This window comes from Blastococcus sp. URHD0036, from assembly GCF_000701365.1.
Taxonomy (GTDB): domain Bacteria; phylum Actinomycetota; class Actinomycetes; order Mycobacteriales; family Geodermatophilaceae; genus Trujillonella.
The window spans coordinates 97,216-119,641 of sequence record NZ_JNIK01000018.1; the positions used below are offsets into that span (position 1 = coordinate 97,216).

General features: G+C 75.0%; 21 protein-coding genes. 7 read left to right on the forward strand and 14 right to left on the reverse strand.

Annotated features, from left to right (window positions below; translation table 11 throughout):
• Positions 1-3: 3 nt before the first annotated feature.
• The 7 genes from N555_RS0120755 to glmS form a co-directional block, all read right to left on the reverse strand.
• Entirely contained in the window at positions 4-1,452 is a 1,449-nt protein-coding gene (locus N555_RS0120755; protein ID WP_029433417.1) for a bifunctional ADP-dependent NAD(P)H-hydrate dehydratase/NAD(P)H-hydrate epimerase, read from the reverse strand.
• Positions 1,449-1,841, reverse strand: coding sequence for a holo-ACP synthase (locus tag N555_RS0120760; RefSeq protein ID WP_029433418.1), 393 nt, complete (start codon positions 1,839-1,841; stop codon positions 1,449-1,451). The genes N555_RS0120755 and N555_RS0120760 overlap by 4 nt, the downstream gene beginning before the upstream one ends.
• Before the next feature lie 37 nt (positions 1,842-1,878).
• Positions 1,879-2,742 (reverse strand): alpha/beta fold hydrolase, encoded by an 864-nt coding sequence (locus tag N555_RS0120765; RefSeq protein WP_029433419.1) that lies wholly within the window; start codon positions 2,740-2,742, stop codon positions 1,879-1,881.
• A 104-nt stretch (positions 2,743-2,846) separates the two neighbouring features.
• Complete coding sequence (locus tag N555_RS0120770) at positions 2,847-5,072, reverse strand: FtsX-like permease family protein (protein ID WP_029433420.1); 2,226 nt, start codon at positions 5,070-5,072, stop codon at positions 2,847-2,849.
• Positions 5,069-5,755, reverse strand: coding sequence for an ABC transporter ATP-binding protein (locus tag N555_RS0120775; RefSeq protein WP_029433421.1), 687 nt, complete (start codon positions 5,753-5,755; stop codon positions 5,069-5,071). Before N555_RS0120775 ends, N555_RS0120770 begins: the two co-directional genes overlap by 4 nt.
• Complete coding sequence (locus tag N555_RS0120780) at positions 5,752-6,276, reverse strand: PadR family transcriptional regulator (protein ID WP_029433422.1); 525 nt, start codon at positions 6,274-6,276, stop codon at positions 5,752-5,754. Before N555_RS0120780 ends, N555_RS0120775 begins: the two co-directional genes overlap by 4 nt.
• Before the next feature lie 88 nt (positions 6,277-6,364).
• Positions 6,365-8,245 carry a glutamine--fructose-6-phosphate transaminase (isomerizing) gene (glmS, locus tag N555_RS0120785; protein WP_029433423.1) on the reverse strand — a complete coding sequence of 627 codons (1,881 nt, stop codon included), beginning with the start codon at positions 8,243-8,245 and terminating at the stop codon, positions 6,365-6,367.
• A gap of 157 nt (positions 8,246-8,402) precedes the next feature.
• Here glmS and N555_RS0120790 point away from each other — a divergent pair, with 157 nt between their 5' ends.
• Together N555_RS0120790 and N555_RS0120795 are read left to right on the forward strand one after the other, a co-directional pair.
• Positions 8,403-10,943, forward strand: a complete 2,541-nt coding sequence (locus N555_RS0120790; RefSeq protein WP_034511765.1) for a carboxylate--amine ligase/circularly permuted type 2 ATP-grasp protein — start codon at positions 8,403-8,405, stop codon at positions 10,941-10,943.
• Entirely contained in the window at positions 10,943-12,730 is a 1,788-nt protein-coding gene (locus N555_RS0120795) for an N-acetylglutaminylglutamine amidotransferase (RefSeq protein ID WP_029433424.1), read from the forward strand. Before N555_RS0120790 ends, N555_RS0120795 begins: the two co-directional genes overlap by 1 nt.
• A 2-nt stretch (positions 12,731-12,732) precedes the next feature.
• On the opposite strand, the gene glmM is transcribed toward N555_RS0120795, so the two are convergent.
• The 5 genes from glmM to N555_RS0120820 form a co-directional block, all read right to left on the reverse strand.
• Positions 12,733-14,082: a phosphoglucosamine mutase gene (gene glmM / locus N555_RS0120800; RefSeq protein WP_029433425.1), complete on the reverse strand. Its 1,350-nt coding sequence runs from the start codon at positions 14,080-14,082 to the stop codon at positions 12,733-12,735.
• 8 nt (positions 14,083-14,090) lie between these two features.
• Positions 14,091-14,510 (reverse strand): 30S ribosomal protein S9, encoded by a 420-nt coding sequence (gene rpsI / locus N555_RS0120805; protein WP_034511769.1) that lies wholly within the window; start codon positions 14,508-14,510, stop codon positions 14,091-14,093.
• A complete protein-coding gene (gene rplM, locus N555_RS0120810; protein ID WP_029433427.1) occupies positions 14,507-14,950 on the reverse strand; it encodes a 50S ribosomal protein L13 in 444 nt (147 codons plus the stop codon). Before rplM ends, rpsI begins: the two co-directional genes overlap by 4 nt.
• Before the next feature lie 145 nt (positions 14,951-15,095).
• On the reverse strand, positions 15,096-16,298 hold the full coding sequence (locus N555_RS0120815; RefSeq protein WP_029433428.1) for a DUF7373 family lipoprotein: 1,203 nt from the start codon (positions 16,296-16,298) through the stop codon (positions 15,096-15,098).
• Entirely contained in the window at positions 16,295-16,783 is a 489-nt protein-coding gene (locus N555_RS0120820) for a beta-class carbonic anhydrase (RefSeq protein ID WP_029433429.1), read from the reverse strand. Before N555_RS0120820 ends, N555_RS0120815 begins: the two co-directional genes overlap by 4 nt.
• 70 nt (positions 16,784-16,853) lie before the next feature.
• Here N555_RS0120820 and glp point away from each other — a divergent pair, with 70 nt between their 5' ends.
• Genes glp through N555_RS0120835 form a run of 3 tightly spaced genes read left to right on the forward strand, consistent with a single transcriptional unit; the run spans position 16,854 to position 19,002 of the window.
• Positions 16,854-18,047 (forward strand): molybdopterin molybdotransferase MoeA, encoded by a 1,194-nt coding sequence (gene glp / locus N555_RS0120825; RefSeq protein ID WP_029433430.1) that lies wholly within the window; start codon positions 16,854-16,856, stop codon positions 18,045-18,047.
• Complete coding sequence (moaC, locus tag N555_RS0120830; RefSeq protein ID WP_029433431.1) at positions 18,044-18,517, forward strand: cyclic pyranopterin monophosphate synthase MoaC; 474 nt, start codon at positions 18,044-18,046, stop codon at positions 18,515-18,517. Before glp ends, moaC begins: the two co-directional genes overlap by 4 nt.
• The gene (locus N555_RS0120835; RefSeq protein ID WP_081866411.1) at positions 18,514-19,002 is read left to right on the forward strand and encodes a MogA/MoaB family molybdenum cofactor biosynthesis protein; all 489 of its coding nucleotides are present in this window, start codon (positions 18,514-18,516) and stop codon (positions 19,000-19,002) included. Before moaC ends, N555_RS0120835 begins: the two co-directional genes overlap by 4 nt.
• 32 nt (positions 19,003-19,034) lie before the next feature.
• Here the strand turns inward: N555_RS0120835 and fdhD are convergent, their stop codons facing one another.
• Positions 19,035-19,862, reverse strand: coding sequence for a formate dehydrogenase accessory sulfurtransferase FdhD (gene fdhD, locus N555_RS0120840; RefSeq protein WP_029433433.1), 828 nt, complete (start codon positions 19,860-19,862; stop codon positions 19,035-19,037).
• A 41-nt stretch (positions 19,863-19,903) separates the two neighbouring features.
• Between fdhD and N555_RS0120845 the strand changes: the two genes are divergently transcribed.
• Complete coding sequence (locus tag N555_RS0120845; RefSeq protein WP_034511772.1) at positions 19,904-20,500, forward strand: molybdenum cofactor guanylyltransferase; 597 nt, start codon at positions 19,904-19,906, stop codon at positions 20,498-20,500.
• Here N555_RS0120845 and N555_RS0120850 read toward each other — a convergent pair.
• Entirely contained in the window at positions 20,482-21,273 is a 792-nt protein-coding gene (locus N555_RS0120850; protein ID WP_051684315.1) for an AraC family transcriptional regulator, read from the reverse strand. The genes N555_RS0120845 and N555_RS0120850 overlap by 19 nt on opposite strands.
• 110 nt (positions 21,274-21,383) lie before the next feature.
• Between N555_RS0120850 and N555_RS0120855 the strand changes: the two genes are divergently transcribed.
• Complete coding sequence (locus N555_RS0120855; RefSeq protein ID WP_029433436.1) at positions 21,384-22,409, forward strand: ABC transporter substrate-binding protein; 1,026 nt, start codon at positions 21,384-21,386, stop codon at positions 22,407-22,409.
• Positions 22,410-22,426: the final 17 nt, after the last annotated feature.

The following is a 22,426-nucleotide window of genomic DNA, read 5'->3' on the forward strand; positions in this document are numbered from 1 at the left end:
CGCTCAGTCTCCCAGGCCGGCGCCTCCGCCCCGTCGCAGGCGGGCCAGAGTCGCGGGGAGTCGCCGCACCAGGTCACCGGCGATCAGGGGCCCCGCCTCGGCGGCCAGCTGCCCGGCGCGGCCGTGCACGTGGGCGGCGACCGCGGCCGCCTCGGCCGGCGGCAGGCCGGTGGCCAGCAGCGCGCCGGCGATCCCGGAGAGGACGTCGCCGGTGCCGGCGGTGGCCAGCCACGGGGTGCCGGTGCCGTTGACGAAGGCCCGCCCGTCCGCGCCGGCGACGACGGTGGCGGCCCCCTTCAGCAGGACGACCGCGCCCAGGTCGGCAGCGAGCCGGCGGGCCGCGCCGATCCGGTCGGACCCCACCTCACCTCCGAAGCGCGCGTACTCGCGGTCGTGCGGGGTCAGCACCGTGGGTGCCGGCCGGTCGCGGACCAGCTCGGGACGACGGGCGACGACGGTCAGCGCGTCGGCGTCGACGAGCACCGGGAGGTCGGTGGCGAGCACCTCCGCGACGACGTCGGCCGCGGCGTCGTCGGTGCCCAGGCCCGGGCCCACGACCCAGGCCTGCACCCGGCCGGCGTCGGACGGGCGGCCCGCCGTGACGATCGCCTCAGGCCACGCGGCCCGCACCCCCTCGGCCGCCGTCCCGGCGTAGCGGACGAGCCCCGGTCGGGTGCGCAGCGCGGCGCCGGTGCAGAGGACGGCGGCGCCGGGGTAGGTGGCGGAGCCGGCCACGATCCCGACCACGCCGCGGGTGTACTTGTCGTCGTCGTCGGTCGGCGGGTCGAGCCGGGCGGCCACGTCGTCGTCGGTCAGCCGGACGGTTCGGGGCGCCGGTAGCGGCAGCCCGATCTCGACGAGGTGGACCTCCCCGGCGTACCCGCGCCCCTCCCCCACGACCAGGCCGGGCTTCCCCGCACCGAAGGTCACGGTGTGCTGGGCGGGGAAGGCCACCCCCTCGACCGCTCCGGTGTCGGGGTCCACGCCGCTGGGCAGGTCGACGGCGACCATCAGCCCCGGCCCGGCGGCCGCCTGCCCGACGAGCGCGGCCGCCGCGGGCCGGAGTCCGCCCCGGGCGCCGAGGCCGACGATGCCGTCGAGCACCAGGTCGGCGCGGTCCAGGCCGGTGGCACCGTCCGGCCCGACCACCCGGCCCCCTGCCCGCCGCAGCGCCGCGAGCCCGGCCCGGTGCGCCCGGTCGGGGTCGAGCAGCACGGCGGTCACCCGCACCCCGCGGCCGGCCAGGGAGGCACCGGCGAACAGCGCGTCCCCGCCGTTGTTGCCGGCGCCGACGAGCGCGGTGACCCGGGCCCCGTGCGCCCGGCCCAGCAGCCGCAGGCAGACGGTGGCCAGCCCGGTCGCGGCGCGCTGCATGAGAGCGCCCTCCGGGCCGGCGGCCAGGAGCGGCGCCTCCGCGGCCCGGATCTCCTCGGCCGTGTACAGCCCGATCACGGGGTGTCCTCGGTGCGCGGGATGCCCTCGGCCAGCACGAACGCCGAGGCGATCCCCCCGTCGTGGCTCAGCGACAGGTGCCACGACGTGATGCCGAGCTGGTGGGCCCGCCGGGCCACCGAGCCCCGGACGCTCAGCTGGGGCCGCCCGTGTTCGCCGACGGTCACCTCGGCGTCGTGCCAGTGCAGGTCCCCGGGGGCGCCGAGCGCCTTCGCCAGCGCCTCCTTGGCCGCGAACCGCGCCGCCAGTGACTCACCGGTGCGTGGAGCGCCCGACGGGGTGCGCTGCTCCGCGGCGGTGAACAGCCGATCGCGCAGTCCGGAGGTGCGCGCGAGCGAGGCGGCGAAGCGGTCGACGGGGACGACGTCGATGCCGATCCCGATGATCACGTCGCCCAGTCTGCCGTGAGCGGGCCGGCGGCGCGGCTCAGGCGGGGTCGCCCAGCTCCTCGAGGAAGGCGTCGACAGCGCTGGTGAAGTCGTCGTTGTCGTCGCCGGCCACCATGTGCCCGGCCTCGGCGACGTCGACCACGCGGGCGGTGGGGACGGCGGCCAGGAACTCCTCGATGCCCTGGTCGTCGACGACGTCGGAGCGGCCACCGCGGACGACGAGGACCGGCAGGGTCACCGTGCGCGCGAGGTCCATCAGCGGCTCGGGCTGCACGCCGGGGCGCGGCTCGTCGTCGGGGACGATCGACATCATCGCGGGGTCCCAGTGCCAGTACCAGCGGCCGTCCTCGCGCAGGCGGACGTTCTTCTTCAGCCCCTCGGGGTTCTTCCGCCGCGGCCGCTTCGTGTAGGCCGCGACCGCGTCGGCGACCTGGTCCAGGTCGTCGAAGCCGTCGAGGTGGGCCCGCATGAACTCCCCGATCCGCTTCACGCCCCCGGGCGCGGTGCGCGGCACGATGTCGACCAGCACCAGGGCCCGGGCGGCGCGCGGGTCCCGGCCGACGACGGTCAGCGAGGTGAGACCGCCCAGCGAGGCGCCCACCAGGACCACGTCCCGGCCGAGCTGCTGGACCACCTGGGCGATGTCGCCGGCGTAGCGCTCCATCCCGTAGGTGCCGTCGGGTGACCAGTCGCTGTCCCCGTGGCCGCGCAGGTCCAGCGTCGTGGTGCTCCAGCCGCGGGCGGCGAGCGCGCGGGCGGCGCCACCCCAGGAGTGCCGGGTCTGCCCACCGCCGTGCAGGAACAGCACCTCGCCGCGGCCCCCACCGGACCAGCGGTCCCCGCGCAGGACGACGTCCCCGCAGTCGTAGGAGACCGCTTCCGGCGCCTCGATCGTCGTCACCCCTCGGAGGTTGCCACGCGCAACCGACCCGCCGGAACCCGGGGGTCGGCCTCGCTGCAGGGGCCCACGCCGAGCGTGCGAGGCGTGGGGGGCAGCGAGGTCCTTCATTCGAACCGGGCCGCCTCCGGAGCGGTGATCCGGCGCAGGACCGGGAGCGTCGAGGCCAGCACGGCCAGCGCGGCGGCCAGTCCCACCGCGACCACGCCGTAGAAGGCACCACCCGGCGGGGACAGGTCGTAGCCCAGCTGGGAGTGCAGGAACAGCGCGGAGACGAGGAAGCCGATCCCGATGGCGACCGCGGCACCCAGGAGCAGCGGGACCGCGCTCTCCAGCACCACGACCCGGCGGAGGGTCGCCAGGCGGGCGCCGGTCAGGCGGAGCAGGGCGAAGGGCCGCCGGCGGTCGTTGAGCCCGGCGAGGACGCTGACCGCGAGGGTGCAGCCGGCGATCGGCAGGCTGGTCAGGACCACGACGTCGGCCAGCTGCCGGTACTGGTCGTTCAGCCGGCCGCGCTCGGCGTTCGCCTCGGCGATCGTCTGCGGCGCGAAGGCGGAGACCCCGGCCGGCAGGCCGGTCTCGAGCACGGTGCGGGCGCGCTCGATCGCCGTCGCCGTCCCGTCGGTGACGACGGCGACCGTGTGCACCGGCAGGGCGTCGATCCGGGCGGTGGTCAGGTCGGTCGCCGGCCACGCGTCGGGCACGAAGTGCGATCCCGCCAGTCCCGGCTCGATCCGCGCGGCGGCGGACCCGGCCGGACACCGGCCGAGGACGGGCACGGCGGCGAGCTCGGCGCACGCCAGCACACCGGTGGGCAGCCCGTCGTCGGCCGGGGCGAGGTGCACCGGCACCACGGCGCGCACCCCGGGGATCGCCTGCAGGTCCGCGGCGAGCGAGGCCGGCAGGGCGTCGACCGGGCTCGACGGCGGGATCGTCGTCCAGTCCGAGACGTCGGCGAGCAGCGTCTGCCGACCGGCGGGGGTGTCGCTCGGAGCGGCCTCGTAGGCGTCGATCGAGGTGATGAGACCGACGGAGACGCTGCCCACGAACAGCGCGAGGACCAGGCCGCTGATCGCCCGGAACCCCGCCCGCGGGTCGTCGGCGAGCCGTCGTCCCGCGAGGAGCGTGGCGGGCCGGCGGGCCCACCGGGTCATCGACCGGGAGCCGAGATGGGTGAGCCACGGGCCGGCCGCGACCAGGCCGGCCATGGTGACCAGGATGCCGGCGGTGTACGCGTAGATCTGCCCCGTCGTGGTCGCCGGCCGGCCGGCGACCACGAACCAGGTCAGCTCGGCGAGCGCGGCCAGCAGCGGCAGCAGCCGCCAGGCGCTGGGCGGCCTCGGCGCCGTCCGCCGGGTGACCCCCAGCGGCGAGACGACGACCCGGCGCAGCGCGAGGCGGGCCACCACGGCGCCGGCCACCGGGACGCCGAGCGCGACCAGCAGCACGTCGGCCGCGGTCAGCGAGAGGTCGTCGACGAAGAAGGGGGTGCCGGTGAACGGGATGGGGGCGAGCACCGGGCGCAGCACCGCGAAGAGCGCGAAGCCGGCGACGACGCCGATCACCGCGGCGACGGTCGACTCCACCGTCGCGACCACGGCCACCTGCCGCGGCGTCGCCCCCACGAGCCGGAGGGCGGCGAAGCGTTGCTCGCGCCGCGCCGCCGACAGCCGCGTCGCCGTCCCGATGAAGATCAGCACGGGGAACAGCAGGGCCGCCGTGACCACCGACAGCACCAGCGCGATGCCGTTGGCGTCGATGCCGATGGCGAAGCACGGGCCGTTGCAGGCGGCCGGCGTCGTGGTGCTGATCCCGGGCACCTCCTCGGCGCCCGGCTGACCGGACAGCTCGGCGGCCGAGTGGCCGACGACGACGACCAGCGTGTCCGGGGAGGGCAGCCCGGCCGGGGCGATGGTGCCGGCCAGCCGGCCCGGGTAGCGGTCGGCCAGCTGGTCGGCGGGCTCCTCGGCCAGCAGCCGCGCGAGTGCCGGGGAGGCGTAGTACTCACCGGGCCCCGGGAGCCGCGGCAGGCCGGGTGGGACGTCGGAGGCCGGCCCGGTGGCCGCGAGGTCGACCCGGCCGATCTGCTCGCCGCCGGACGTGTCGGCCGTGAGCCGCCACCACAGCGGGTCGCCGCCGGAGGTGTGCTGCACCCCCTCGGCGCCGGTCTCGAGCCAGGCATAGCGGTCGTTCTGGGCGTGGACGGCGTTGATGCCGGCGAGCGTGGTCAGCAGCAGGGCGACCCCCAGGGTCACGGCCACGGCGACGAGCGCCAGCCGGGTGACGGCTTCGCGGCCCCCGGCCAGGGTGAGCCGGAGCCCGAACCGGATCACGGCCGGCCGGCCGCGGGCGTCAGGGAGACGACCCGCCCGTCCCGGACGACGACCTCGCGGTCGGCGTAGGCCGCGACCCGCGCCTCGTGCGTGACCAGGACGACGGTGGTGCCCCGCTCGCGGGCGGTGCCGACGAGCATGTCCATGACGTGCTCACCGGTCAGCGAGTCCAGCGCACCGGTGGGCTCGTCGGCGAAGAGCACCTCCGGTTCGGCGACCATGCCGCGGGCGAGTGCCACCCGCTGCGCCTGACCGCCCGAGAGCTCGCCGGACCGGCGCTGCTCCAGACCGCCGAGGTCCAGCCGCTCGAACCAGCCCCGCGCGCGGACCAGCGCCTCGCGGCGGCGGACACCGGCCAGCAGCAGCGGCAGGGCGACGTTCTCCTCGGCTGTCAGCTCGGGCACCAGTTGGCCGAACTGGAAGACGAAGCCGAACCGGTCGCGCCGCAGGGCACTGCGCTCGGCCTCCGGCAGGTCGTCGGTCCGGCGCCCGGCGACCCGGATCTCCCCGCCGTCGGGCACGAGGATCCCCGCCAGGCAGTGCAGCAGCGTCGATTTGCCGGAGCCGCTGGGCCCCATCACCGCGAGGATCTCGCCGGCCTCCACCGCGACCGTCGCGTCCCGCAGGGCCGGGGTGCTGCCGAACGAGAAGCGGACGTCGAGCGCCTCCACCGCGGCGGTCACGACCGCACCTCGGTCCGCAGCGCGTCGAGCCGGGCCGTCGTCAGGTCGATCCAGCGGAGGTCCGCCTCGAGGTGGAAGAGCCCGTGGTCGGCGAGCAGCGCGTCGACCAGGCCGCCGCCGCGCTTGACCTCGGTGAGCTCGCGCATCCGCTGCAGGTGGGCGGCGCGCTGGGCGTCGAGGTAGGCCTCCGCGTCCCGGCCCAGCATCAGGGCGAGGGTCACCTTGGCGAACAGCACCGTCTGCAGGTGCGGTTCGGCCTCCACCGGCTCGCGCAGCCAGGCCTCGAACTCGGTGGCCCCCTGGTCGGTGATCACGTACCGCTTGCGGTCGGGGCCGGCCCCGGCCTCGGTCTCCCCGACCACCACCTTCCCGTCGCGGGCCAGCCGGCCGAGGGTGGAGTAGAGCTGCCCGAACGGCAGCGGTCGGCCGCGGCCGAAGAGGGCGTCGTAGTCGCGCTTGAGGTCGTAGCCGTGCGAGGGCTCTCGCTCCAGCAGGCCGAGGAGGGTCAGCGGCACGCTCATGGCGGCACTGTAACCCCGGTGTATACCCCGAGGGAATAGTCAGGTGCACAGAACCGGCCGGGTCGCCCCGGCCGGGACTGTGCGGGAACTACTCGACCGTGACCGACTTCGCGAGGTTGCGCGGCTGGTCGACGTCGTACCCGCGGGTGTCGGCGATCTCGCAGGCGAGCACCTGCAGCGGCACCGTGGTCACGACCGGCGCGAGCAGGGTGGGTGTGCGGGGCACCCGGATGATGTGGTCGGCGTACGGCACGACGTCGTCGTCACCCTCCTCCGCGATCACGATGGTGCGCGCGCCACGGGCGCGGACCTCCTGGATGTTGGAGACGACCTTGCCGTGCACCGACTCCCGCGCCCGGGGCGACGGGACGACGACCACGACGGGCGTTCCCTGATCGATCAGCGCGATCGGACCGTGCTTGAGCTCCCCGGCGGCGAAGCCCTCCGCGTGGATGTAGGCCAGCTCCTTGAGCTTCAGCGCCCCCTCCAGCGCCACCGGGTAGGCCACGTGCCGGCCCAGGAACAGGATCGTGTCCGCGCCGGCCAGGGAACGGCCCAGCTCCCGGACCGGCTCCATCTGCTCGAGGACCTCGGCCACCTTGCCGGGCAGCGACTGGAGATCGGCCACCATCGCCGCGACCTCGTCCTCGTACTTGATCCCGCGGACCTGGGCGAGGAAGAGGCCGACCAGGTAGCAGGCGACGATCTGGGTGAGGAAGCCCTTCGTGGAGGCGACGGCGACCTCGGGCCCGGCGTGGGTGTAGAGGACGGCGTCGGACTCGCGCGGGATCGTCGAGCCGTTGGCGTTGCAGATGGCGAGGACGCGGGCCTTCTGCTCCTTGGCGTGCCGCAGCGCCATGAGGGTGTCCATCGTCTCGCCGGACTGGCTGATCACGATGACCAGGGTGGACCGGTCCAGCACCGGGTCGCGGTAGCGGAACTCCGACGCCACCTCGACCTCGACCGGGATCCGCGTCCAGTGCTCGATGGCGTACTTGGCGATGAGGCCGGCGTGGTACGCCGTCCCGCAGGCGACGACGAAGATCTTGTCGATGTCGCGCAACTCCTGGTCGGAGAGTCGCACCTCGTCGAGCACCAGCTCCCCGTGCTCGCCCAGGCGGCCGAGCAGCGTGTCCGCGATCGCCTGCGGCTGCTCGGCGATCTCCTTGAGCATGAACCAGTCGTAGCCGCCCTTCTCCGCGGCCGCGGCGTCCCAGTCGACCGTGTAGGCCTTGGGCTCGGCGGGCGCGCCGGAGAAGTCGGTGACCGTGAGCCCGCGGGTGCGGTCGATCTCCACGACCTGGTCCTGGCCCAGCTCGCGCGCCTCGCGGGTGTGCGCGATGAAGGCGGCGACGTCGGAACCGAGGAAGTACTCCGGGGTGCCGTCGGCGGTCTCCCCCACGCCCACCACCAGCGGGCTGTTGCGGCGCGCGGCGACCACCGTGTCGGGCTCGTCCGCGTGGGTGGCGACCAGGGTGAACGCACCCTCGAGCGCGCGGCAGACGACCCGCATGGCCTCGGCGAACCGGTCGGGCCCGGCCGGCAGGTCGTCGTAGGCGGCGGCCAGCAGGTGCGCGGCCACCTCGGTGTCGGTGTCGGAGGAGAACTCCACGCCGCGCGCCTCGCACTGGGCGCGCAGGCCGGCGAAGTTCTCGATGATCCCGTTGTGGATCACGGCGACCCGGCCGTCGGCGGACAGGTGCGGGTGCGCGTTCCGGTCGGTCGGCCCACCGTGGGTGGCCCACCGGGTGTGCCCGATGCCGATCGTGGAGGGCGGCAGCGGCTCGTCGGCCAGCACCTTCTCCAGGTTGGCCAGCTTCCCGGCCTTCTTGGCCGAGGCCAGCTCACCGCTGTCGACCCGGACGGCCACGCCCGCCGAGTCGTACCCCCGGTACTCCAGCCGGCGGAGGCCCTCCAGAACGACGCCCAGCGCCTCCTGCGGACCGACGTATCCCACGATGCCGCACATTCACCCGAGGGTACCGGCGAGAGGACGCCGGACCGCCTCTTCCCACTCAGGCGAGGGGGGTCCCCGCTCACCTCCGGGACGGTCGCCGACCGCGCCGTCACACGCCCGCAACGATCACGACGCGCCGCTGACGCCACCGGGCGCCTACGGTCGGCAGATGGCAGCGGAGCTGACGCTCGGCGCAGAGGAAGAACTCCACCTCATCGACCTCGAGCGCTGGGAGCTGTCGGCGCGAGCGCCGCAGCTGCTCAGCAGGCTGCCCTCGGCGTCCTACTCGGCGGAGATCCAGCGCACCACGGTCGAGACCAACAGCGCCGTGGTCCGGTCGCTGTCGGACCTGCGCGAGGAGCTGCTGCGGCTGCGCAAGGAGCTGGTCGCCGTCGCCGGCCGGGAGGGGCTGGGCCTGGCCGCGGTCGGGACGGCGCCCCGGTCGACGTTCGCCGACTTCGAGCTGACCAGCACGGGTCGGTACGGGCGCATGCAGGAGCAGTACCGGCTCCTGGTCGACGAGCAGTTGATCTGCGGCACCCAGGTGCACGTCGGGGTGTCCGACCGCGACCTCGCCGTGGACATCGCGCAGCGGGTCGCCCGGGAGCTGCCGACGCTCCTGGCCCTGTCGGCCAGCTCGCCGTACTGGAACGGCAACGACACCGGGTACAGCAGCATCCGCACGATCATCTGGCAGCGCTGGCCCACCGCCGGGAGCACCGGCCCGCTCGCCGACGCGGCCGAGTACGACCAGCTGATCGCCGACCTCATCGAGTCCGGGGTCATCGCCGACGCCAAGATGGCCTACTTCGACGTCCGCCCCTCCTCGCACGCCCCCACGCTGGAGCTGCGCGTCTGCGACGCCTGCCCGCTGGTCGACGACGCCGTGCTCATCGCCGGGCTCTTCCGGGCGATGGTCCGGGCCGCCGAACTCGACGTCGAGGCCGGCCGGCCGTTCCGGCCGGCGCCGGCGCCGCTGCACCGGGCGGCCATGTGGCAGGCGGCCCGCGGCGGGCTGACCCGCGAGCTCCCCGACAGCACCCCGCACCCGCACCCGCGGGCCGCCGCGGACGTCGTGCGCGACCTGGTCCGCCGGCTCCGCCCCCAGCTGGAGGAGCTCGGCGACTGGGAGACCGTGACCGAGCTCGCCGAGAACACCCTCGCCCGGGGCAACTCCGCCGACCGCCAGCGGGCCGCCTTCGCCGAGTCCGGGGACCTGACCGACGTCATGCGGCTGGTCGTGGAGGAGACCCACGGCTCAGCCGCCGGGCAGGCACCGTTCGGCCCGGCCCAGCGCCGTTACCGGTCCCGGGCCGGTGACGAGGCGATCGGTGCCGGCGCCCAGCCGAGGCCGGCCTACCGCGACCTGCTCGCCGTCGTGTCGGGCCTCCCCCAGGAGGAGCTCGCCCACCGCACCGACGTCCGGGACACCTGGCTGGCCGAGCAGGACGTCACGTTCCGCGTGAAGGGCGAGGAGCGCCCCTTCCTCGTCGACCTCGTGCCCCGGCTCGTGACCCGCCACGAGTGGCAGGAGCTGGCCGCCGGCCTCGTGCAGCGCGCCCGGGCCCTCGAGCTGTTCCTGCGCGACGTGTACGGGGAGCAGCGGGTGGTCGCCGACGGCGTCGTCCCGCGGGAGGCCGTCATCGGGTCCCCCGGCTGGCGCGACGAGGCCCGGCGCCTGCCGGCCTCGGCGGTGCGGGCAGCCGTCATGGGCTTCGACGTCGTCCGCACCGAGTACGGCGGCTGGCGGGTGCTGGAGGACAACCTCCGCGATCCCAGTGGCGCCGCCTACGCGGTCGCCGCCCGCGGCCTGCTGGACGCGGTCATGCCCGACCTCCCCCGCCCGGAGGGGCTGGCACACCCCGCCGCCGTCTTCGAGCGGTTGCGCGCCACGCTGCTGCGCCACGCCGACCCCGGCTCGTCCGGCGCCCTGCTCAGCTCGGGCCCGGACAGCTCGGCGTGGTTCGAGCACCGCCGCCTGGCCGAGGGCGCCGGCTTGCTGCTCGTGACCGCCGACGACCTCGACGTCGTCGCCGGCCGGGTGGTGCACCGGACCCACGGGCGGCCGATCGGCTCGCTCTACCTGCGCCTGGACGGCGAGCTCGCCGATCTCGCCGACGCCGCCGGACGAGCCGTGGGCACCGAGGTCCTCGAGGTCGCCGCGGCCGGCCGTGTCGTGCTGGCCAACGCACCGGGGAACGGCATCGCCGACGACAAGGCGATGTACTGCCGGGTGCCCGAGCTCATCGGCTACTACCTCGACGAGCGCCCCCTGCTGGAGTCCGTGCCGACCTACCGGCCGGGCGAGGACTCCGAGCTGCGCGGCGTGCTCGAGCGCGTGGGCGAGCTCGTGACCAAGCCGGTCGACGGCTTCGGCGGCGAGGGAGTGCTCATCGGACCGGCCGCCACCGCCGGCGAGGTGGCCCGCCGGCGGGCCGAGATCGCCGCGCAGCCGGCCGGCTGGGTCGCCCAGGAGGTCGTGGCGCTCTCCTCGGCCCCGACGCTGGACTCCGGGGAGCTGCACCCGCGGCACGTCGACCTGCGGGCCTTCGTGCACGTCACCGGCACCGGCGCCGGCGACTACCGCGTGCCGGCGCTCGCGCTCACCCGCGTCGCGACCGAGGGCAGCATGGTCGTCAACAGCTCACGGGGCGGCGGGGCCAAGGACACCTGGATCGTCGCCGGTCCCGACGGGAAGGTGGATCGCTGATGTGCGGACTCGCGGGAGAACTGCGCCTGGACGGGCAGCGGGCGGACGTTCCCGCCGTCGACCGGATGACGGCCTGCCAGGCCCACCGCGGGCCCGACGGGGACGGGCTGTGGGCCCGCGGACCCGTCGCGTTCGGGCACCGGCGGCTGTCGATCATCGACCTGTCGGAGCGCGGCGCCCAGCCGATGGTGGACCCGCACCTCGGACTCACCGTCGTCTTCAACGGCATCGTCTACAACCACCGGCAGCTGCGCGCGGAGCTGGAGCGGTCCGGGCACCGCTTCTTCTCCACGTCGGACACCGAGGTCGTGCTGCGCGCCTACGCGGAGTGGGGCACCCGGTGCGTCGACCGGTTCCTCGGCATGTTCGCCTTCGCGATCGTGGAGCACGCCTCCGGCCGGCTGGTGCTCGCCCGCGACCGGCTGGGGATCAAGCCGCTGTACGTCGACGCCCGCCCCGATCGCATCCGGTTCGCCTCGACCCTGCAGGCGCTGCTGGCCGGCGGCGGGGCCGACACCTCGATCGACCGCACGGCCCTGGCGCACTACATGACCTTCCACTCCGTCGTCCCCGCGCCACGGACGATCCTCACCGGCATCCGGAAGCTCCCGCCGGCGACCGTGCGCGTCGTCGAGCCCGACGGCACCGTCCGCGACACCGTCTACTGGCGGCCGGAGTTCACCCGGGACGACGACCGGCGGAACTGGACGGCCCGTGACTGGGAGGAGGGCCTGCTCGAGAAGCTGCGGATCGCCGTCGACCGGCGGATGGTCTCCGACGTCCCCGTCGGCGTGCTGCTCTCCGGCGGCATCGACTCCAGCCTGGTCGTCGCGCTGCTTGCCGAGAAGGGCCAGACCGGCCTGGCGACGTTCAGCATCGGCTTCGACTCCGCCGGCGGCGAGTCCGGCGACGAGTTCGAGTACTCGACCCTCGTGGCCGAGCGGTTCGGCACCGACCACCACCGCATCCGCATCGACAGCGCGCGGTTGCTGCCCGGCATCGGCGCGGCCGTGGCCGCGATGAGCGAGCCGATGGTCAGCCACGACTGCGTCGCCTTCCACCTGCTCGGCGAGGACGTCTCCAAGAGCGTCAAGGTGGTGCAGTCCGGGCAGGGCGCCGACGAGGTGCTCGGCGGGTACGACTGGTACCCGCCGCTGGCCGGGGTCGCCCGCTCCGACGCCGTGGAGGCCTACTCGAGGGTGTTCTTCGACCGGCGCTGGCCGGCGATGGCCGACGTCCTCGAGCCGGAGTGGCTCCTCGAGGAGGACGCACCGACGGCGTTCATCCGGGAGCAGTTCGCCGCGCCCGGCGCCGAGACCGCGGTGGACGCCGCGCTGCGCAACGACACCACGGTCATGCTCGTCGACGACCCGGTGAAGCGGGTGGACAACATGACGATGGCGTGGGGGCTGGAGGCCCGGGTCCCGTTCCTCGACCACGAGCTGGTCGAGTTCGCCGGACGCATCCCGCCGGAGCTCAAGCTGGCCGACGGCGGCAAGGGCGTGCTCAAGCGGGCCGCCCGCGGGGTGGTCCCCGACGAGGTGATCGACCGGACCAAGGGCTACTTCCCGGTGCCGGCGATCCGCCAGCTCGACGGCCCCTACCTCGAGCGGGTGCGCGACGCGCTCACCGACCCGGCGGCCAAGCGCCGCGGCCTGTTCCGGCCCGACGCGGTGGAGCGGATGCTCCGCGACCCGAACGGCGCCCGGACGACGCTGGGCTCCAACGCGCTGTGGCAGCTGGCCCTGCTGGAGATGTGGCTGCAGGAGGTCGTGGACCCGCGCTGAGCTCAGCCGACCTCGGCGACGACCTTCGCGAGCCGGTGGGCGACGTCGTCGGCCTGGTCCTGGGTGGGCGCCTCGACCATGACCCGGACGAGCTGCTCGGTGCCCGAGGGCCGCAGCAGCACCCGCCCGGCGTCCCCGAGCTCGGACTCGGCGGCGTTCACCGCGTCGGCCACGGAGGTGCTCTCCACGACGGCGATGCGGTCGCGCACCGGCACGTTGACCAGCACCTGCGGCAGCTTCTCCACCTGTGCGGTGAGCTCCCCGAGCGACGCCCCGGTCGCCTTCATGCGGTCCATCAGCGCCAGGCCGGTGAGCAGGCCGTCGCCGGTCGTGGCGTGGTCGAGGAAGACGAGGTGGCCGCTCTGCTCGCCGCCGAGGCTCAGGCCCGTGCGGCGCAGCGCCTCGAGCACGTACCGGTCCCCGACCGCGGTCGTCTGCACCGCGATGCCGGCCCGGCGCATCGTGTGGTGGAAGCCGAGGTTGCTCATCACGGTGGCGACGACGGTGTCCTCGCGCAGCTCGCCGCGCTCCTTCAGGGCGAGCGCGCAGACGGCGAGGATCGCGTCGCCGTCCACCTGGTCCCCGGTGGCCGAGACGGCCAGGCAGCGGTCGGCGTCGCCGTCGTGGGCGATGCCGAGATCGGCGCCGGTGGCGCGCACCGCCTCGATCAGCGGGTCGAGGTGGGTGGACCCGATGCCGTCGTTGATGTTCCAGCCGTCGGGCTCGCCGCCGATCACGTGCACCGTGGCACCCGCGCGGCGGTAGACCTCCGGCGCCGCGGTCGCGGCCGCACCGTGGGCGCAGTCGACGACGACGGTCACGCCGGTCAGCGGCTGGGTCACGGTGCCGAGGAGGTGCTCGACGTACCGCGCGGCGCCGTCCGGGAGGTCACGGACGCGGCCGATCTGGGCGCCGGTAGGGCGGTGGCCGTCGGTCCGCCGCCGGGCGGTGGTGACGGTGTGCTCGATCGCCGCCTCGACGGCGTCCGGGAGCTTGTGCCCGCCACGGCTGAACAGCTTGATGCCGTTGTCGGGCATCGGGTTGTGGCTCGCGGAGATCATGACGCCGAGGTCGGCGCCGGTCCCGGCGGTCAGGAAGGCGACGGCCGGCGTGGGCAGCACACCCACGCGCAGCACCTCGGCGCCCGCGCTCGACAGCCCCGCGACGACCGCGGCCTCGAGCATCTCCCCGCTGGCACGGGGGTCGCGCCCGACGACCGCGACGGGACGCGTGGTCCCGTCGCGGTCGGCGAGCACTCCCGCGGCGGCACGTGCCACCGCCAGGGCCAGCTCCGGGGTGAGGTCGTCGTTCGCCCGACCCCGGACGCCGTCGGTCCCGAACAGGCGACCCACGGCGCGCGTCAGCGCTTGCTGTACTGAGGCGCCTTGCGGGCCTTCTTCAGGCCGTACTTCTTGCGCTCCGTGACACGGGGGTCGCGGGTGAGGAAGCCGGCCTTCTTCAGGGCCGGACGGTCCTCGGGCTCGACCTCGATGAGCGCCCGGGCGATGGCCAGACGCAGCGCGCCGGCCTGGCCGGAGGTGCCGCCACCGTGCAGCAGGCCGACGACGTCGTACTGCTCGCCCTTCTCCAGGATGGTGAAGGGCTCACGGATGAGCTGCTGGTGCACCTTGTTCGGGAAGTAGTCCTCGATGGTGCGGCCGTTGAGCTTGAACTGGCCGGTGCCGGGCAGCAGCCGCACGCGGACCACGGCCTCCTTGCGCCGGCCGACGGTCTGGATCGGACGCCCGTCGGCGTCGGTCACGGTCAGCGAGCTGGTCACTGGGCCACCTGCTTGATCTCGAAGGTCTGGGGCTGCTGGGCGGTGTGCGGGTGCTCGGGCCCGGCGTACACCTTCAGCTTCTTGAGCATCTGACGACCCAGGCTGTTGTGCGGGAGCATCCCCTTGACCGCGCGCTCGATGACGCGGTCGGGGTGCGTGCGCAGCTGGTCGCCGACGTTGATCGTCTTGAGGCCGCCCGGGTAGCCGGAGTGGCGGTAGGCGACCTTCTCGTCCCGCTTGGAGCCGGTGAGGGCCACCTTGCCGGCGTTCACGACGACGACGAAGTCACCGACGTCGAGGTGCGGGGCGAACTGCGGCTTGTGCTTGCCACGGAGCAGGATCGCAGTCTGGGTGGCGAGTCGACCGAGCACCACATCGGTGGCGTCGATGACGTGCCAGGTCCGGGCGATCTCGCCGGGCTTGGGGGTGTACGTGCGCACGGCGCTCGTGTCCTCCGTCGTCGTCGGGGTGGCTGGTGGGATCGCCTCACCGAGCACGGGAGACATGGGAGGCGCGCGCGCACCAGCCGGCGGCCGCGCACCAGCCGACGACGATACCAGCCGGCGGCGCGCCCCCTGGCAGGGCCTAGTCGGCGATCAGGTCCCGCTGGGCCGGGAGCAGCTCGTTCATCCGCGTGTAGTCGTCCGGCGCGGTCAGGCCGCCGACGTCGACGCTGGCCAGGAAGGTGCGGAACCCGACGTAGCAGCGCTGGTAGAACGCGCCGTCGCCGGCGTCGAACACGAAGCAGGGGGCCGCCGGGATGGCCGGCAGCACGAACGGGGTGCCGCCGAACGCGGTGGTCTCCAGCTCGCGGAACCCGTTGTAGACCGCGTTCGTCTGGTCCACCGTGCCGAACCGGTACACCGCGACGGCGTAGAGCGCGTCGCCCTCGTCGGACTGCTTGGCGTAGAAGCCGGTGAACCCGTTGGCGCCGAGCAGCTGCCGCTCGCGGGCCGGGTCGATGGCGACCCGCAGGTAGCCCTCGAAGTCGTAGGGACCGGAGAAGTCGTTGAAGTCCCCCGGCGGGTCGAGCGTCATCGCCTGCAGGCCGTCCGGGTCGGTGGGCAGCGCCGGGACGTCCGCCTGGGGCGTCGGGGTGAAGCCCTGCAGCAGGCCGACCTGGTCGCCGAGCACGCGGGCGATGTCGTCCCCGGCTGCCGCGGCCGGGCCCTCGTGGAAGACGTAGGCCACCATCCGGCCGACCGGCACGAACGCCTGGACGGTGGCGTCGGCGCCGTCCTGCAGGAGCAGCGCCCCACCGTCGGTCGCGACCGGCACCTCCTCGTACCCGTCGATCGCCTGCGCGGCGACCAGCTCCTCCGCCGCCTGCACGGCCGATTCCGGGTCGGAGAGCTCCATGACCAGGGTGAGGGTCGCGTAGGTGCCGTCCGCCGTCTGGTTGCACTGCCCCCAGGCGGTCACGAAGCCCCAGCGCTCGAGGACGTCGGCGGCGGTCCCCCGGGTGAAGTAGGTGCCCTCGATGCCGTCGGCCGTCGTGGCCGGCCCCGAGGGGAAGCACGGCTCCGTGCGGTCGGGGAAGCTCGTCTCGACCAGCGCCGTCACCGAGGCGATGCGGTGGGCCTCCAGGAGCAGTCCCACCCCGCGCGCCGGCGGCGGGATCACGTCGATGTCGGGCTCGGTGGTCTGCGGGGCGCTCGTGCTGGGCGACGGCTCGGGCGTCGGCTCCGGCGTCGACGCGGGGCTGGCCGTGCCGTCCAGCGTGCTCGTGCACCCGGCCAGCACCGCGACCGCGGCGGCCACGGCGAGGGCACGCGCGCGCCGGGTCACGGGGAGACCTGGCGCAGCCGTCCCGTGGCGACGTCGTAGACGGTGCCGCAGATGTCCTTGGAGATCAGGTACGGGCTCTCCTGCAGCAGCCGGATGGACTCCCGGACGTCGGCATCGACGTCGGTGAAGGTGCGCGCGGCCCACGGCGGGCGGGCGCCGGTGGCCTGCTCCACCAGGTCGGCGAACGACGCGTCGTCGGTCTTCTGGAGACCGCAGTCGGTGTGGTGGACGAGCACGATCTCCCGGGTGCCGAGCACGTGCTGGGAGATGGTGAGCGACCGGATGGTGTCCTCGGTGACCACGCCGCCGGCGTTGCGGATGACGTGGGCGTCGCCCACGGCGAGCCCCAGCAGCGGGAACAGCGGCATGCGGGAGTCCATGCAGGCGACGACCGCGACCTTGCGCGCCGGGGCCACCGGCAGCCCCCCGGAGAAGGACTGCGCCCACTCCTCGTTCGCTGCCAGCATCTGCTCGTACTCGGCCATCGACCAGCCTCCTGTGGGTTCCGCCAGGGCGGATAGAGGTTAACGGCGGCGCGTCGGCCAGGATGGCGGGGTGCGGACCGTCGAGGAACACCGGGCAGTGGTCACCGGCCTGCTGCCGCGCATGCCGGTGGAGCGGGTACCCCTGGAGCAGGCGCACGGGCGGGTGCTGGCCGAGGACCTGCCGGCGCTGGTCGCGCTGCCCGGCTTCGACAACTCGGCGATGGACGGCTACGCCGCCCGGGCCGCCGAGCTCGCCCAGCTGCCCGCCCGGCTGCCGGTCGCCGACGACATCCCGGCCGGCCGTACCGACGTCCGCCCCCTGGAGCCGGGCACGGTGCAGCGGATCATGACCGGCGCACCGCTGCCCACCGGCGCGGACGTCGTCATCCCCGTCGAGCAGACCGACGCCCGGACCGACGTCGTGGAGATCCGGTCCTGCCCGGCGGTCGGCACCCACCTGCGGCGGGCCGGGGAGGACATCGCCGCGGGCACCGTCGCGCTGGCGGCCGGCACCCCGCTCGGCGCCGCACAGCTCGGCCTGGCGGCCGCGGTCGGCCACTCCGAGCTGCCGGTCGCCCGGCGGCCGCGGGTCCTGGTCCTCTCCACCGGCAGCGAGCTCGTCGCACCCGGCGCCGAGCTGCTACCCGGCCAGATCTACGAGTCCAACTCCGCGCTGCTCGCCGCCGCGGTCGAGGACGCCGGCGGCACCGCCCGGCGGCTGCACTTCGTGCCCGACGACGTCGACCAGTTCCTCACCACGGTGCGCGCCGAGCTGGCCACCGCCGACCTGCTCGTCACCAGCGGCGGCGTGAGCGCCGGCGCCTACGAGGTGGTCAAGGACGCCTTCGCCGGGCTGGGCACGGTCGACTTCGTGAAGGTGGCCATGCAGCCGGGCGGCCCCCAGGGGGCGGGCACCGTGGACGGCGTCCCGGTGGTCACCCTGCCCGGCAACCCGGTCAGCTCGTTCGTCTCCTTCGAGGTGTTCGTGCGCCCCGCGCTGCGCCGCGCCCTGGGCCACGCCTCGCCGGACCGGCTGCGCGCCCCGGCGACGCTCACCGAGCCGCTGCGCTCCCCGCCCGGCCGCCGCCAGTTCCTGCGCGGCCGTTACGACGGCGGGCAGGTCTCCCAGGTCGGCGGTCCGGGCTCGCACCTCGTCGCCCACCTGGCCCGCGCCAACTGCCTGGTCGTCGTCCCCGAGGACGTCACCGAACTGCCCGCCGGCGCCGCCGTGGACGTCGTCCTGATCGAGGGAGCACTGCAATGAGCGACGCGAGGCTGACCCACGTCGACGAGACCGGGGCAGCCCGGATGGTGGACGTCTCCGCCAAGGCCGTGACCGCCCGCGAGGCCACCGCCGCCGGCCGGGTCCTGGTCAGCCCCGAGGTGGTGGCGCTGCTGCGCGGGGAGGGCGTGCCGAAGGGCGACGCGATCGCGGTGGCCCGGATCGCCGGCATCGCCGGGGCCAAGCGGACGCCGGACCTGATCCCGCTGTGCCACCCCATCGCGCTGCACGGCGTGACGGTCGAGCTCGAGGTGACCGACGAGGCCGTGGAGATCACCGCGACCGCGCGCACCGCCGACCGCACCGGGATCGAGATGGAGGCGCTGACCTCGGTCGCCGTCGCCGGGCTGACGGTGATCGACATGGTGAAGGCCGTGGACCCGCGGGCCTCGATCACCGACGTGCGGCTGCTGGCCAAGTCCGGCGGCAAGAGCGGGGAGTGGCGGCGGTGACCCTCCCCGAGGGGGCGCGGGCCGTCGTGGTCACCGCCTCCAACCGGGCGTCGGCCGGGGTCTACGCGGACCGCAGCGGGACGGTGCTCGCCGAGGGGCTGCGCGGGCTGGGGTTCGCGGTCGAGGGCCCGCACGTGCTGCCCGACGACCGGGCGGCGCTGGCCGGGGTGCTGCGCGAGGCCGTGGCGTCAGGGGCGGACGTCGTCCTCACCACCGGCGGCACCGGCCTCTCCCCCACCGACGTCACCCCGGAGGCGACCCGCGACGTGCTGGAGCGGGAGGCGCCGGGCATCGCCGACGCCGTCCGCCGGTACGGAGCTCCTCAGGTGCCCACCGCGGTGCTCTCCCGGGGGCTGGCCGGGACCGCGGGGCGGACGCTGATCGTGAACCTGCCGGGCTCCACCGGTGGGGTGCGCGACGGCCTCGCCGTCCTCGGTCCACTGCTCCCCCACGTCGTCAGCCAGCTCCGCGGCGGCGACCACTGAGTGGAGTGTGAGAACACAGGTTTCCTGCGCTCTCACACTCCACTCAGTCGCTCGGTCCTCGTGTAGACGTTGCAGCCGTCGCCGCGGAGGAAGCCGACCAGCGTGATGCCGACGTCGGCCGCGAGCTCCACCGCCAGCGACGACGGCGCCGACACCGCGGCCAGGACCGGGATCCCGGCCATCGCCGCCTTCTGGGTCAGCTCGAAGCTCGCCCGGCCGCTGACCATGAGCACGTGCCCGGCCAGGGGCAGCCGCCCGGCGCGGAGGGCGTCGCCCACCACCTTGTCGACGGCGTTGTGCCGGCCGACGTCCTCGCGCAGCGCCACGAGCTCGCCGTCGGCGGTGAACAGCCCGGCGGCGTGCAGCCCGCCGGTCTTGTCGAACACCTGCTGGGCGGCCCGTAGCCGGTCCGGCAGGGCCAGCAGCGTCTCCAGCGGCAGCCGCACGCCGTCGGCGGCGACGTCGTGCCGGGTCCGGGTGCGGATGGCGTCGATGCTGGCCTTGCCGCAGACCCCGCAGGAGCTGGACGTGAGGAAGTTGCGGTCCAGCGCGGTGTCGGGCGCCTCGACGCCCGGGGCCAGGTCGACGTCGACCACGTTGTAGGTGTTGCGGCCGTCGGCGTCGACGGAGTCGCAGTAGCGCAGCGCCAGCACGTCGGCGTCGGAGGCGATGACGCCCTCGGTGGCGAGGAACCCGTGCACGAGGTCGAAGTCGTCGCCGGGGGTCCGCATCGTGACCGCCAGCGGGGTCCCCGACAGCCGGATCTCCAGCGGCTCCTCGGCCGCCACGGTGTCCGGGCGGGTCGTCCGGTGCTCTCCGCGGATGCGCAGCACCGGCGTTCGGCTCGTGACTCGTCCCACGAGTCGCGACGGTACCCACGCCGGGGCAATACGGTTCGCCCGTGCCCGCCCTGACGCCCTACGCCGCCGTCGTCCTCGCCGGTGGGCGCGCGGCCCGGCTGGGAGGCCAGGCCAAGCCCCAGCTCGAGGTCGGGGGCCGCACCATGCTGGCCGCGGTGCTCGCGGCGGTGACCGACGCCGAGCCGCGGGTGGTGGTGGGCCCGCCGCAGCCGGTCCCCGACGGCGTCGTGGTCCTCCGCGAGACGCCGCCCGGCGGCGGCCCGGTCGCGGCGATGCGCGCGGGACTGGCGCGGGTCGAGGCCGACGTCGTCGCCGTCCTCGCCGGGGACCTGCCGTTCCTCACCGCCGCGATCGTCACCCAGCTGCGGGAGCGGCTCACCGACGACGGCGTCCTGGTGGTCGATGACGCCGGGCGCGACCAGTTCCTCCTCGGCGTCTGGCGGGCCGCCTCACTGCGGCGCGCCCTCGCCGGGGCGCCCGCCCACGCGCCGGTCCGGCGGGTGGTCGCCGGCCTCGCCGTCACCCGCTGGCGGCCGCCGGTCGAGCCAGGGAGCCCCGCGCCGTGGACCGACTGCGACACCCCGGCCGACCTCGCCCGGGCCCGGGCCACGGCGGCCGGTCAGGCCCCGCCGGGCTGACCGGCCGACCGCCAGGCACCCGGGGGCATGCCGTACCGCCGGCGGAACGCCGCGGCGAACCCCGTCGCCGACGAGTAGCCCACGCGCCGGGCGACCGCCGCGACCGGGACGCCCCGCTCCAGCAGCGGCAGCGCGGCGCGGACGCGCGCCCGGCTGCGCCACTCGGTGAACGGCAGGCCGGTCTCGTCGACGAAGGACCGCCGGAGGGTGCTCTCGCCGACCCGCAACCGGCGCGCCCACGACCGCAGCGGTGTGCCGTCCGCCGGGTCGGCGAGCAGCCGGGCGGCGACCGCGCGGGCCCGGGGATCGGCCGGCACGGCCAGCCCGTCGTCGGGCACGGCGGCACCGTCGAGCTCGTGCCGGACCAGGGCCAGCGCCTCGCCGGCCAGCGGCTGCACCCCCTCGGCGGCGGCGAGGAAGACCAGGAGCTCGCGCAGCAGCGGACTCACCGCGACCTGCACCGGTACCGGCGCCGCGTCCGGCCAGGCGGCGGGCCGGACGTACAGGCAGTGCAGCGCCGCCGGGAGCACGAGGACGACGTCGTGCGCCGTCCCGCCCGGCACGAGGAGCGCCCGTGACGGCGGGAGAAGCCACGACTGCCGGCCGGTGAGGACGCGGGCCGCCCCGGTCGCCGTCCACACCAGCTGGTGCTCCGCGTGGTCGTGGAGACCCCACCCGCCCGGCTCCTCCGCCGGGAAGCGGCACGTCCACGCCGGGAGCCCGTCGACGCCGGGGTGCACGTCGCGCGGCACGGCCGCCACCGTCGCGGTCACTGCACCTCCTGGGCGCTGGTCGTCCGATCCCGAGCGCTCAGCTACGTCCGGCGTCGGTAAGGGCAGCCTAACCTCACGGCGTTCACCGTCCCGGTCCGAGGAGATCACCCGTGTCCCGCCGTCCGTTTCGCACCCGCCTGCTGATCCCGCTCGCCGTCCTGTCGCTGGTCGGCGCCTGCTCCGCGGAGGACGGAGACGAGCCGTCCGCCGCAGGGGACGGCGACGGCGTCTTCCCGGTCACCGTCGAGCACGCCTTCGGCGGGACGACGGTCCCGGAACGGCCGCAGCGGGTGGTCACCGTCGGCTACACCGAGCAGGACACCGTCCTCGCCCTCGGCGTCGTCCCGGTCGGCGTCACCGAGTGGTACGGCGACCAGCCGTCCGCGGTCTGGCCCTGGGCGCAGGACGAGCTCGGGGACGCCGAGCCCACCGTGCTGTCCGCCGACGACGGGATCAACGTCGAGGCCGTCGCCGCGCTCGAGCCCGACCTGATCATCGGCACCAACGCCGGCCTCGACGAGGAGACCTACGAGGCGCTCTCCGGGATCGCGCCCACGATCGCGCACTCCGGGGAGCAGGACGCCTACTTCGAGCCCTGGGACGTGCAGGCCGAGCTCATCGGGACGGCGCTGGGCCGGCGCGAGGAGGCGCTCGCGCTCATCGACGAGGTGAAGGGGCAGTTCGCCGACGCGGCGGCAGCCCACCCGGAGTTCGCCGGCACCACTGCGGTCTTCCTGCAGAACGCCGTCTACGACGGGTCCTTCATCGCCTACCAGGATGGGCTGTCCACCGACTTCCTCACCGACCTGGGCTTCGTCGTCCCGTCGAGCATCGAGCAGTTCGCCGCCGACGGGCAGGCCTACATCCCGCTGGAGCAGGCCGGGGTGCTCAACGACGCCGAGGTCCTCGTCTGGGGCACCGAGACGCCGGAGGACCGCCCCGCGCTGGAGGAGCAGGCGGTCTACCGGACCCTGGCGGCCGTGCAGGCCGGACGGCTCGCCTTCACCGACGAGGTCCTTGCCGGGGCCATCTACTTCACCAGCCCGCTGAGCCTGCCGTACGTCCTCGACGAGCTCGTGCCCCGGCTGGAGGCCGCCGTGGCCGGCGACCCGGCGACCCTGCCCGCGGCCGGGTGACCCTCCGCCGGCGCGGG